The following is a 13688-nucleotide window of genomic DNA, read 5'->3' on the forward strand; positions in this document are numbered from 1 at the left end:
GTATTCTTCTCTGCGTGCAATCTTTCTTTTTACTCCACCACATTCTTCATGTTCGCTTCAAACACACGCACAAAATTTCCACCTAATATTTTACGAATATCTTTTTTACTGTATCCTCTTTCAAGCAATGCCTTTGTAATAAGCGGAAAATCTTCCACGCCGTTCAACTCACGTGGGGGTACTTCAATGCCATCAAAATCACTTCCCATACCAACATGATCAACACCAACCAGTTTTACTATATAATCAAGATGATCGATCAATACTGAAAGAGAGGGTCGTATGTTCAACAGCCTGTCTTTGTATTTTTCTGCGGTGACGATGCGTGCATAATCGGGCTGCATATTTGTTTTGATCAGTGAATCGATCTCGGGTTGGTATTGCTTCAAAATGCCATCCCGTTTTGCTTCATAGCTGCTGTCAATAAAACCTCCGTAGAAATTCAGAAAGATGACGCCACCACTTTTTGCAATGGCTTTGATCTGATCATCTTTTAAATTTCTTCTGTGTGGGCAAAGGTTCCATACACAACTATGCGATGCAATGATGGGTTTGGTGCTGATGCTGACAATATCCCAAAAAGTTTGTTCACCCACATGACTGATATCAACCATTACACCCAACTCATTCATTCGTTGAATCACCTGTTTGCCAAATGCAGTTAAACCTTTTTTCCCTTCGCTGTTAACAGCACCGCCGGGAGTTGTTTCATCAGCTGCACTTGTTGCCCACGGAGTGGAGTTATTCCAGGTAATGGTCATGTAACGCATACCTCTTTTATACAATGCATCAAGATTAGCCAGACTGTTTTCGATCATGTGTCCACCTTCCACACCCAACATCGCTGCAAGCTTTTTTTCTTTGATGGCTTTTGCAAAATCTGTAGGATTATACACCATCATCATTTTCGATGGATTGCGGTTGGCCCATGCATACACACTGTCTATCTCCTGGTTGGCAAATGCATAAGGTGTTTTCTGCTCACCACCGCAAAAGATCGAAAACATTTGTGCATCTACGCCACCGGCAAACATGCGGTGGAGATCGGAATGGGTTTTGCCTTTGAGATCCGTATCGAATGCTACTTTCTTTTCAATGGCTGAAGAGGGAATATCATTATGCGTATCAACCAAAACAGCTTTTTTATGAAGCTTTTGGTAGTTCTGTGCAAAGAGGAATGCAGGAAATAATAATAAAGTAAGAATTCGTACAATCATGAGCAACGAAAGGTTGTAAGTTTGCAGTTAAGGTATTAAAAAAATGACGGAGTTAATTTATATACAGCAGGAAGGCTGGCTGTTGGATGAAGTGCGGAAGCTGTTTCGGGAATATGAACTGGAGTTAGATGAAAATCTTTGTTTCCAGAGTTTTGAAGAAGAACTGAAAAACCCTCTTCGAAAATATGGGCCGCCGAGAGGTGTTATCTACCTCGCCAAATGGAATAATGAAGTGGCTGGCTGTGTGGCATTGCAACCTTTGCGTGAACGGGGCGCCTGCGAAATGAAACGGCTTTATGTAAAACCACATTACCGAAAACACAAGATCGGGAAAGTGTTGGTGGAGCAACTGATCAAAGATGCACAGATGCTCGGCTACACTAAAATGAAACTGGACACACTCGAAAAACTGCAACCTGCTATTGGTTTGTACAAACAATATGGTTTTGTAGAAACAACATCATACTACGAAAACCCGTTGGATGGTGTGGTGTATATGGAGAAAGAGTTAGTGTAAAAAAATCGATATAAAGAAACAGCGCCTTCAAATTTTGAAGGCGCTGTTTTTGTTTCTGTTGTCAGGTATGCCATATCTATATCAACATGATTAATATTTATCAACCTGTTATAGATATGGCATACCAAAGCGTTTCTTACTGTATCACCTTCACAACACCTGCTCCATTATACGAATGATATTCTCCATTATACATCGCATCAGCACTTACAGGTCCCATGCGATAAATACCCGGTGATACTGCACGCACTGCATAATAATATGTTTGTCTGATGTTGTTAAGATCAACAAAGAAATGAATACGGTCATCACGCACATCCAATGCAGTCGGGTTCGATGCATCTTTTATCCAATCCATGCCCGGTAATTCTTTGGTGCGTGGATTTTCAATTTCAAAACCGGCAGGTAACAGATCGGTGATCACCACATTCTCAACACTTGTGGAGAAGCTTTTATCAATGGTCACTTTCACAATGATCAGATCGTTTTGTTTGAACGTATTACCTGCAACCGGTTGTCCGTAACGATTGTAAAACTGCCGACGTACTTTCAGGTAACTGTCTTCTTCTTTATACTCACCTGTTGCACTTACACCTTCGGCCACCCAATAATAATATAAACGACCACTTCCTTTTGTTGCAACCTGCACATTAGATGAACCCAATTGTTTTGCACTTAGTTTCAAGTCTGTGCCATTGAGTTTTCCAACTGTTTTTCCGTTAGCGATCACATCAGCCGTTGCATTACTCTTGGCTGCTGCACGTGCAAGTTTGCCTAATGCTAAAAATCCAAATGCACGTTCCTGTGTGCTTAACCAGCGACGTTCTTTTAAATACTGTGATACATGTTTTGCCATCAACGGTATTTGTGCATTGCCGGGATCAACATCAATAATGGTGTTTAATGCAATGGCTTCATCACGCACATCACTGTAAAAACTTCCACCTGTCTGCGGCATACTTATTTCACCACTGAACGATGATGGTAACATGGCTGCATAACTTTTCTTATCACCACTTAATGCATACGCAGCAGATAACAGATAGCGACTATCGAGTGCCAGCATGTTTTGATTGGCTTTGTAATAATTCATCACACTGATCTGTGCACGGTTGCCCAATGCCAGCACATATAAACTATACGCCACTTCTTTTGGTGCAATTTTCTTTTTCTGTGTGCGGTTATAATAATAGTCGATGGTTTCTTTTGTTTTTAAACGGGTGATGAGATAGCCCATCATGGTTTCAAGCAAACTGTTATCAACATCATAACCTGCTTTGCGTGCTTCCAGTAAAAAGTGTGCAGCATAAATAGTACTCCACCAATGCACCGTTCCTTCATCATCCCACAACGTAACTGCACCATTGTATAACTGCCGCATTTTTATTTTGCGGATAGCTTCGTTAATGTTGGCAACAGAAGTTGCGCTTGCGCCTTTGTTTTTCTTCAACTGATCGGCGAGATCAGAAAAATACAATTGAGGAAATGCAGCAGACACCGTTTGCTCAGTACAACCATACGGGTACTGCACTAAATATTTCAACTGATCACTTAATTCCAACGCAGGTGATTTACTGATGATGAGTTGATAATCGGCGCTGCCCTGCATAAAGCGATTAACAGGAATGTTGATGTTTTGTGTTGCACCGGCATTGATACTGCCGCTGCCACTTTCTTTTTGCAAGGTTGATGGCGGACGAACAGTGATCTGTGTTTCATCAAAAAATGTTTCACCCATTGCATTTACTTCAATGCGGATGCGACCTGAATCGATGCGTTGTTGTGCCACCACCTGGAACACTGCCCTGCTTTCGGCATTAGCTGGTAAAGGTGCTTGCTGATTACTTACACCAACCACCTGCAATGGTCCGCTTACATTGATCTTTACATTTGCATTGCTTGCATTCTTTGTGGTATTGCTTAATGTAACGGGTACAAGCACCGTATCACCCGGACTTAAAAAACGTGGCAAGCCTGCGCTGATCACAACAGGATCGGCCACCGTCATATTTTCTTCTGCACTGCCGAACTGTTCATTTTTATAAGCAACGGCCATCAAACGAATTTCACCGCTGAACTGTGGTATATCAAATTCAAATTCTGCATCGCCGCTGCCGTTTGCTTTTTGCACACCACTCCAGTAGCTTACAATTTTGATGCGTTTGTTCGGCATGGGGTTATTGCGTTTTTCCATATCACTTCCATCGCCACCCGTACTGCTGAGTCGTGCACGCAATTCAGGAAACAATAATGGATAGAGATCAAATGCATTTACACCCAACTCTTTCTTTTGATAGAAATAATTATATGGATCAGGTGTTTTCATATTGCTTACCTGCAACACACCATTATCAACTGCGGCCAATGTAACATAACTGCCCGGTGTTGCTTTTACTTTTACTTTCTGATGCGTACGACTCCGTGTTGATTTTTTTGCAGTGATCTGCACATCGATCTTGCGACTCTTCTCATCTACTTTCAACGATTGGAAACCATGTGCTACTGTTAACGGAATATCGCCTGTTGTATGTGGTTTAATAAGTGTTGCAGTGACAAACACATTTGGTAAATGATCGGCTGTTATCGGCAGATCAACAGATGCTGAACGGTTTTCTACATTAATGAATTGATGCGAAACCACATGATCTGTTTCAAACGTTACCAGCATACGACCACTGAAAGGTGTTTTGAATAGCAGCTTTGCTTTTTCGCCGGTAGCATATTCTTTCTTGTCGGTTTCAATATCGATCTGTCCTTCGGTATTCACTTCAAACGAACTGTTACTGCCGCCCCAGCTTCCGTAACTGTAAAAACTACGGCTTACATATGTATCAGCATTCGGTGCGTAAATACGTATTTCATAATCGCCGGGTTGACGGGGAACAAAAGTATAGTTCGTGTTTTCACCCATGATGGTTATCACATCTTCCTTCATCACTTTATCTTCTTTCTGTGATTCGTAACGGAAATAATCACCGCTCTTGCTCAGCACCGTTCTGTATTCATGCTTGATCACCTGCACACGGGACATGGCATTGACTACTTTTTCATCTTTGTTTAAAGCGATCAACGGGAACTTGATACTTTGATTCAGCGGATAATAATAGTAACCATCATAACCTAAACCATAAAACACTTTTTGTGTAAACACATCGGCTTTGGTGAGTTTACTTACAGGCCGGCCGGTTTCATCAAACACGGTTGTATAAATATCAACCTGTAACAAACCAAGATTGTTATAGAGTGCAGGCACACTTACGCCTTCTGTTGCATTACCGTTTGCATCGGTTGCTCCTTCTTTCACCACTTTATCGAAGAAAGAAGATTGATTGCTTAATGAGAATGTATAACGATCATATTTATCAGGCGAAAAGTAAGCCTGCTTGAACTGAATTTCTGTTTCGTATTTGCGATTGGCAGCAGGTGGTCCGAAAAAGTTAGTTGCATTGATGCGAAGCGAAGCAGAATCACCCACAGTTAAAAATTCTTTGCTGAGCAATGCGGCTACTTTAATACGATCCGGAACAAACTCTTCAATGCTGAACGATTTACTGCTGAGCAATACATCATTACCGGAATATAATTCGAGTTGATAACTACCGGTGATGGCAGCAACAGGCAGATCGATACTTACTTCGGCAGAACCTTGTTCGTTCAGCATTTTACGGAAGCTTTTCATTTCTTTTCCGTTCGGCATAATGAACTTGAGCTTCACCGGTAATTCACCTGGTGATTTCCAATCGTTGGTACGCAATACAATGTTTGCATTTACTTTTTCACCGGGTCGATAAATATCACGCTCTGCATAAATGAATGCATCCATGCCTGTTGTGCTCCATGCTTTACCACCCACATCAAACCGACTGGTATTTACTCTTGTATTATGAAATGGTAAGTAGTTGAAATCATCTGCAGTTTTAGCGATCACCATCGCCGGTTTAAAACCACTGTATTCTTTGCGTGCATAGGCTACTTCTGCTACACCATCATTATTGGTTGTTCCTGTACCAAGCAGTTGATTGTTGCTGCCATACACTGTTACATTCACCCCGCTTAATGATGCTGCCGACTTAATGGAGTTGGCAAACACCAGCATTTTTTCCTTGCCTTCTTTAGCAATGAGACCAATATCGCTGAGAGAAATAAAACGCTTGTCTTTGATCCAGTAGTCTTCTGTTGATTGTATCTGTAAATGATAAATGCCATTGAAATCTTTCACACGGTCGGCAATATTGAAGTTGAACAAACGGCTGCCGCCAAGTTTTGGCAAACTGCGTGTATCAATTTCTTTTTCGTAGATCACATCGCCCAACGTTGCATCGCCACCATCTTCATCGTAATAATATTCATCATCACCACCAGTTTTTGGATAGTAGCCATATTTATGCGCCGCCAATAAATTGCTTTCATAAATTTTGGAAATGATCACTTTCACCTTCGGCACATTGCTGATCCTGATCTCGATATTTTTATTCCCCTGCGAAGTAAGATAAACCGCCTTGCTGTTGCCAAATGCAATATCCGGTTCCAGTTCACCAAAGGCAACGGTTTCTTTGTAATCTTCTTTCAACGTACCGCCAAGTTTGCCACGCAATCCTTTTGTTAACAGCAGCTCGTAAGTTTTATCAACATCAAAGCCATCACCTGTGATAATAAAGCCATCATCTTCTACTTCCACATCATACTTAACACCGGGATTGAGTTTGATGTATTGATTCAATACATCAGCCACCACCTGTTGCGAGGTAAAGACTTTTACTGTTGCCGACAATCCATCATGTCTTGCCTCCATATTGGTGACCGTAAGTGTATATGGTGAAGGAATGGTGAATTTTTCTTCAATGGATTCTTTGGTAGCGTTCTTACCACCATCTGGCACCAATCCTTTGTCGAGTGTAATGGTTGTATTGTAATCACGGTCTTCGGTTTTTACATTCAATAAACGGATAGAAACTTTCCGGTCGTTGTTGATGGTTTGAATACTGTAATCTTTCTCCTGTTCGTCCAGTTTTACTTTCAGCTTTTCTTTTAATGCAGCAGGGGTAACAACATAGTTAAAATAAAGATCAACCTGCGGGATGGCTTTGTTGGTTGCATCATCCAACACCCAGGTGATGTTGGAATTTTCCAGTTTCAGTTCAGGTGTGTAAAACTCTAAAGGCTCGCCAACCGATACTTTGTTGTACTTCGTAAATGCAAGTACATCGTCGTTGATCTTTGCTTTGTATGAAGTAGCAGGCGAAAGAGGACCTGATGGTGAAAAGATCAACTCATCGCCATGCTCCCAGCGAAAACGTCCGCTGATCTTTGGTTCAAACTCCACGTAGGGAATCGAATCCCAACGGTTAAGCAACGAATCAGGCACCAGGTTTTTATTAAACCTGAACACAAGATTTTGTAATTGCTGAATTTCGCCTTTGGCATTACTGTCGGTTAGTTTTACAGCATTACGGTTACAGGAAAGCATACAGGTGACTGCTACTGTTACAAACAGCAGGTGCAGATGGCTACGCATAAAGGTTAAAGTTGAAAGACGTTTGAAGGGGAGATAATTTGAAGTTGAATTTAATACAACAATCATCATATTTCCAAGTGTTATTTATTAAAGAATTGCAAATGCTTATTGGGTGCCGATAGGTATGGCATACCTACTTGGTCAGTCTGCTATTACTCATCCTGTAGATAGGTATGCCATACCTAATCAAACTCACCAATATTCTCTATCTTGGAAAAGACCAATTAACCTGACTATGGAATTTCATCCTAATCACCTCTACCATATTTACAATCGTGGAAACAATCAACAACCTATTTTTTTTACCGAGGCCAATTATCTCTTCTTTCTGCAGAAGATCCGAACGTTCATCCTGCCGCATTGCGAGATTTTAAGTTATGCCCTCATGCCGAATCATTTTCATTTATTGGTTTATACTGATGAACGTGCAATTGAAACAAAGCAGATTGCTGCAACCGAACGGAATGTTTTGTCAGAAGGCATCCGCAACATGCTTCAAACCTATACCAAGGCTATCAACAAACAAAATCATACAACCGGGTCTTTGTTTCAGCAAAACACGAAAGCAAAATGTTTGGATGACGGGAGTATAAACTATGGCCCAACCTGTTTTCATTACATTCATCAAAACCCCATGAAGGCTACACTTGTTTTAAAGATGGAAGAGTGGGATTATTCCTCGTTTAAAGATTACGCTGGTTTGAGAAACGGAACACTTTGTAACCGTGAGCTTGCATTTTCTTTATTGGGTATTGAAAAAGATCGTTTCTATGAAAATTCTTATAAGATCATTAACGGAGATGCGGTTAATTTTATGTTCTAAAGGATGACTTTAGGTATGCCATACCTATTCAGTCTATTTGAAAATACTCAGCATAATGATAGGTATGGCATACCTATAACCCACGAATGAAGCTATCAAAACCATCATGGAAAAAATTGTCTAAAAAAACAGGCATTGCTGTACTTGGCTTCATTGTTTTGTTTTTTATTCTGCACCTTATTTTTCCGTTGCCTGATAAGATCGAATACTCCACGATCATTACCGACGATAAAGGCGAAGTGATCCACGCTTTTCTTACCGGCAACGAACAATGGCGCATGAAAACCGAGCTGGAAGAAATTTCACCGCTGCTGCGGAAAACCATTGTTCAAAAAGAAGACAAATATTTCTATCGGCACTTTGGCATTAACCCGATTGCTGTTGGCCGTGCGTTTGTGATGAATGTATTTACCGGCAGGCGCACATCGGGCGCCAGCACCATTACCATGCAGGTGGCCAAAGCCCTTGAGCCAAAAAAACGGAACATCGGTAACAAGCTCATCGAAATGTTCAGGGCTTTGCAATTGGAGTTGAAATACAGTAAAGATGAAATTCTGCAACTCTATCTTAACCTTGTTCCATACGGTGGCAATATCGAAGGCGTTAAGTCGGCTTCTATTTTATACTTCGGTAAAAACCCCGATCATTTATCGTTAGCAGAGATCACTGCTTTGTCCATCATTCCCAATCGGCCATCTTCGTTGGTGATCGGTAAGCATAATGATGAAATTGTAAAACAACGCAACAAATGGCTTAACCGTTTTGCAGAGGAGAAGGTGTTTACGAAAAAGGAAATTGAAGATGCGTTGGCTGAACCATTAACAGCAAAACGTGGAGTAGTGCCAAAGCTTGCACCGCATCTTGCTTACAAACTCAAACAAAGTGGCGGACCCATCATTAAAACCAACCTGCAACTCAACACACAATACAAAACGGAAAAGCTGGTACAGGATTATGTGCGAACACTGCGGTTGAGTAAGATCCGCAATGCAGCAGTGATCATTATTGATAATGAAACACACAAGGTGATCACTTACGTTGGCAGCGGTGATTTTTCTGATACAACAGATGGCGGACAGGTGAACGGTGCAGCAGCTGTTCGTCAGCCGGGCAGTACATTAAAGCCATTGCTTTATGCTTTGTGTTTTGATGAAGGCTTACTCACGCCAAAGAAAATGATGAACGATGTGCCTGTGAATTATGCCGGTTATGCCCCGGAGAATTATGATAAAATTTTCAATGGACCAGTTTCAGTTGAGTATGCATTGGAACATTCGCTCAACATACCATCGGTGAAAGCATTGAACATGCTGGGTAAGGATAAGATGATCCAGCAACTCAGCAGCATTGGTTTTAAACAAATACAGGCGAAACAAAAAGGGCTGGGCTTGAGTTTGATACTAGGTGGTTGCGGAGCAACACTGGAACAACTAACGGGAATGTACAGTTGTTTTGCAACCGAAGGATCGTATTACCGTCCATTGTATGTGCAACATGATGCTGTTTCAAAACCACAACGTATTTTATCGGCCGATGCAAGTTATATGGTCACTGATATTTTGAGTCGCATCAATCGCCCCGATTTTCCTTTGCATTGGGATGCAACTGCACACCTGCCGAAGATCGCCTGGAAAACAGGCACCTCTTATGGACGAAGAGATGCCTGGAGTATTGGTTACAATAAAAAATACACCGTAGGTGTGTGGGTCGGCAATTTTTCGGGTGAAGGAAATGCTGAGTTAAGTGGTGCCCATACAGCTACGCCTTTGTTGTTCCGCATTTTTAATACACTTGATTACGATGCCGACCGTGCATGGTTTACACCCCCGAAAGAATTGGAGCAACGGAAGATCTGCAGCGAAACAGGATTACCGCCATCGGCTCATTGTACCAATCATGTGCTCGATTATTTTATTCCGGGTATTTCATCAACGCAAACCTGTAACAATTTTGAAGAGATTGCCGTGAGTGCCGATGAAAAGATGAGCTATTGCAAAACCTGCGAACCTGAAACCGGTTTCAAACGCAAAGGGTATAAACTCATTGCTCCCGAAGTACAAAACTGGATGCAGGGAAATGGATTGGCTGTTGAATTGATTCCGCCGCATAATTCCAATTGCGAAAAAATATTTGCATCGGGTGCACCGCAGATCAAATCACCGGTGAACGGCACTGAATATCTCATCAGTAAAAAAAATCCGGAGCCATTGCAATTGGTTTGCGAAACAGGAAACGATGTGAGTCGTGTGTATTGGTATATCAATAATCAATTCTATAAAACAACCGATCCTGGCAGCAAACAATTCTTCTTACCAACGGAGGGCAACATCAAAATTTCCTGTACGGATGATAAAGGACGCAACAGGGATATTAAAATAGTGGTGAAGTATGTTGATCTGTAATTTTTCTGTAAGTCCTTTCTTTTATGATTGAACGCATAATGCAAGGTTTTTAACGGCGGTAGTTTCGCTGTACAAAAAATCACAATCATGCAAACAATAGCCGAAAGAACAGTAGCAGACCTTGTAACGGAAGATTACCGCACAGCCGATGTGTTTAAAAAATTCGGGATCGATTTCTGTTGCGGTGGTAAAGTAACCGTAAGCGAGATCTGCAGAAAGAAAAATATTTCCTACAACGAATTAGCCGAACAGCTTTATAGCATCGGCAATGAAACGGCCGATAATACCACCAACTTCAACGAATGGCAACTCGATAAACTTGCCCAGTATATTGTTGAAAAACATCACAGCTATGTGTTAAACAATATTCCTGTGTTGCTGCAGTATGCACACAAAGTGGCGCAGGTGCATGGCAACCATCGTCCGGAAGTGATTGCAATTGCCCGTTTGTTTGATGAAGTGGCAGAAGAGCTCGCTCATCATCTGCAAAAAGAAGAGTTGATCCTGTTTCCCTATGTAACACAGCTGGCAGCTGCAAGCCGTAATAATGTAACGCTTGCGGCACCAAACTTTGGAACAGTAGATAATCCCATACGAATGATGGAAGCTGAGCATGAACATGCAGGCGATCACTTTCATGAAATAGCTGCCCTCAGTAATAATTACAATCCACCGGCCGAAGCATGTAATACCTATCGAGTGTTATACGCTAAGCTGAAAGAGTTTGAAGACGATTTGCATACGCATATTCACCTGGAGAATAATATTCTGTTTCCAAAAGCAAAACAACTGGAGCAGGAAGTATGTGCAAAAGCGCATTTGTAAAAAAAGAAGGCCGCATTTATGCGGCCTTCTTTTTTTATTTAATTGCTCAGTATTTCTGTAATTGTCTCCTTTACGTAGTTCGTATAAACTTCTGCTCCTTTTACATTCAAATGAATATCATCGGCAAGGTAGGCGGGGTTATTAATTTCCTGCAAAAAAGAACTGCTGTAATGCAGTTTGTTCTTTTCGGGAATAGAATTATAAATAGCAAGCAGTCTTTCTTTTTCCTCTGTATTATTTATACAAACAGGCAACGTAAAAAAGATGCGGCAATTGGTTTGTTCGGCTTTTACAAGCAACTGTTCAATCATAATCCTGTACGATTCGGGAACAGCTGCAGGGTCAATTGCTGTATTGGTTAGATCGTTATGTAAAAGAAATGTACCCGGATGATTTTGTAACGAATCATACTTTTTCGATCGACCGAAATAATCACTGAGTGTATAATTACTGTTATAAATTTTCAGGTAAGGTTTGAGGTTGATATAATCAATAAAATAATTTTCAGTAAATGGTCCGTACACATGGTATACGTCTTTAAAGGAAGTGGTTTGCAATAAAGGCCACATTGACGACAGCATGTTTGCCGGCTCGGAAACAAGACTGAATGTTACCGGCATTCGTCCGTTGGCAACAGACAGTTCAATAAAAATTACGGGAGAATCAATCCGGTTCATTAGCTTATTGGCCAATGCAATATTGCTGATGAATGTACCATACGCAAAGCCGGCATTAAAAAAAAGATAGCGATCTGTACCGTTGTTCAGTAACGAATCGTTAATAGCACATTGGGTTCTGCTTGTGCCGGTAAAGTAAACATACCTTTCTGCTTTTTCCTGAGGTTGATACAATGTGCTGAACATATCTTTTTGTTGCAAACCCGATAAGGCCACTTTCTTTACAACAAAAATAATGACCCCTACCAGAACAAGATAGAGTGCTAATTTACCAAGCGATATGGTTAATTGTTTCTGCATGTTTAAAATCTGAAGTAATAAGAATTGATTGCCCAGTTTACAGTAAACGTAAGAATGCAAACCGATAAAACAACATAAGCAGGCCACCTTACCCACGTTGGTTGTTTACCTAAATAAAATTCGATTGTTTCGTTACCTGCTCTTCGTGAAATAAGATCAAATGGAATAAAAAACAAAAGAATAAGCCCAAGATGAAACAGCAACAATTGGTTTATTCCATCATTGATTTGTGTTGCTGAAAACAGGCGCTTATATGTTTGCAACGGATCGTTGCTGCTAAACAACAATGCAACAAAAGATGCCACAGACATATGGTACAGCATGCCTGCGTGTTTACGTACTGCAGCAGGAATAAAGTTGAAAGCCGGTTTCCATTTCTGTTCCAGAATGATCCACGCCCCATTTGCTAATCCCCATATTGCAAAGCGCCACGATATGCCGTGCCAGATGCCAATCAAAACAAATGTAAACAACAAAGCAAGATTAAACGCCCACTTAGATTTGATGCCTTTTGCAAGTGGAAAAAAGAAATAGTCACGAAACCAGTGGTTAAGTGTAATATGCCAGCCTTCCCAAAATTGCTTACGTGAGGAAGAAGCATATACCCTGTTGTTGAAATTTTTTACCAGCTCTATATTAAAGATGCGGGCTATGCCGCTGAAAATATCAATATAAGAACTGAAATTAAAATAGAGGTAAACAAAAAACGCAAAGCCTTGAAGTAAAACATACCAACCGCCGGCATTGTTACGCTCAATGGTATCCATAAAAAATTTGCATTGCTGTGCTATTACAAAGTTTTTAAACAAACCCCAGAGTATGCGTCTGAATCCTTCAGAAAAATTTTGATTCGATAAGTTGAGCCCTTCCTTAAACTGATCAAACAAATTTTTTGCTCTGTGCATAGGCCCCGCCAGTATAATTGGGAAAAAAGAAATGTATAGCAGAACAAAAAAATAGTTACGGGACGGCTTGATGTATTTCTTACGCACATCAATTAAATAACTGATGCCGTTAAACGTAAAATAGGAGATGCCTGTTATTTCAAGTATATGCGATTGATAAGCTTTATGTTCAATTGGCACTTGGGGTAATAAAGCAAGCACCTCTGCAGATAAAAACGGCAACAGTTTTAATGCGAGCAATGGAACAAGACTTAACACAACGAAACAGTAACTGATTTTTTTTCTGCGCTTCAGATCTGCTTCCACCGCATCTATTTGTAATGTTCCTGCATAAATTATGGCTGCAAAAGCAAATAAGATCAGCACCTGCAAACCCGTAAGTAAAAAGTAAAAAAGTAAACTTGCCAGCAATAAAACCATCCATCGCTGCGCAGGTTTACAAAACAGGAAAGCAAGAACTGCCAAAGCTGTTACAGAAAACAAAACAGAAAAACTGATTGTAAGCAT

General features: G+C 40.8%; 8 protein-coding genes. 4 read left to right on the forward strand and 4 right to left on the reverse strand.

Annotation, left to right across the window (positions count from 1 at the left end; all coding sequences use genetic code 11):
- Window positions 1-29: 29 nt before the first annotated feature.
- Window positions 30-1217 (reverse strand): dipeptidase, encoded by a 1188-nt coding sequence (locus ESA94_RS10210; protein ID WP_129130787.1) that lies wholly within the window; start codon window positions 1215-1217, stop codon window positions 30-32.
- Window positions 1218-1260: 43 nt separating this feature from the next.
- Here ESA94_RS10210 and ESA94_RS10215 point away from each other — a divergent pair, with 43 nt between their 5' ends.
- Window positions 1261-1734, forward strand: coding sequence for a GNAT family N-acetyltransferase (locus ESA94_RS10215; protein ID WP_129130788.1), 474 nt, complete (start codon window positions 1261-1263; stop codon window positions 1732-1734).
- Window positions 1735-1870: 136 nt separating this feature from the next.
- Here ESA94_RS10215 and ESA94_RS10220 read toward each other — a convergent pair whose 3' ends face one another.
- Window positions 1871-7249 carry an alpha-2-macroglobulin family protein gene (locus ESA94_RS10220; protein WP_164972699.1) on the reverse strand — a complete coding sequence of 1793 codons (5379 nt, stop codon included), beginning with the start codon at window positions 7247-7249 and terminating at the stop codon, window positions 1871-1873.
- 235 nt (window positions 7250-7484) lie between these two features.
- Between ESA94_RS10220 and ESA94_RS10225 the strand changes: the two genes are divergently transcribed.
- The 3 genes from ESA94_RS10225 (at window position 7485) to ric (ending at window position 11299) form a co-directional block, all read left to right on the forward strand.
- The gene (locus tag ESA94_RS10225; protein ID WP_129130790.1) at window positions 7485-8072 is read left to right on the forward strand and encodes a transposase; all 588 of its coding nucleotides are present in this window, start codon (window positions 7485-7487) and stop codon (window positions 8070-8072) included.
- 86 nt (window positions 8073-8158) lie between these two features.
- A complete protein-coding gene (gene pbpC / locus ESA94_RS10230; RefSeq protein ID WP_129130791.1) occupies window positions 8159-10474 on the forward strand; it encodes a penicillin-binding protein 1C in 2316 nt (771 codons plus the stop codon).
- 87 nt (window positions 10475-10561) lie between these two features.
- On the forward strand, window positions 10562-11299 hold the full coding sequence (gene ric, locus ESA94_RS10235) for an iron-sulfur cluster repair di-iron protein (RefSeq protein WP_129130792.1): 738 nt from the start codon (window positions 10562-10564) through the stop codon (window positions 11297-11299).
- 38 nt (window positions 11300-11337) lie between these two features.
- On the opposite strand, the gene ESA94_RS10240 is transcribed toward ric, so the two are convergent.
- Window positions 11338-12276 carry an SGNH/GDSL hydrolase family protein gene (locus ESA94_RS10240; protein WP_129130793.1) on the reverse strand — a complete coding sequence of 313 codons (939 nt, stop codon included), beginning with the start codon at window positions 12274-12276 and terminating at the stop codon, window positions 11338-11340.
- 2 nt (window positions 12277-12278) lie between these two features.
- Window positions 12279-13688 carry an MBOAT family O-acyltransferase gene (locus ESA94_RS10245; protein WP_129130794.1) on the reverse strand — a complete coding sequence of 470 codons (1410 nt, stop codon included), beginning with the start codon at window positions 13686-13688 and terminating at the stop codon, window positions 12279-12281.

It is taken from the genome of Lacibacter luteus (assembly GCF_004118265.1).
GTDB classification, from domain to species: domain Bacteria; phylum Bacteroidota; class Bacteroidia; order Chitinophagales; family Chitinophagaceae; genus Lacibacter; species Lacibacter luteus.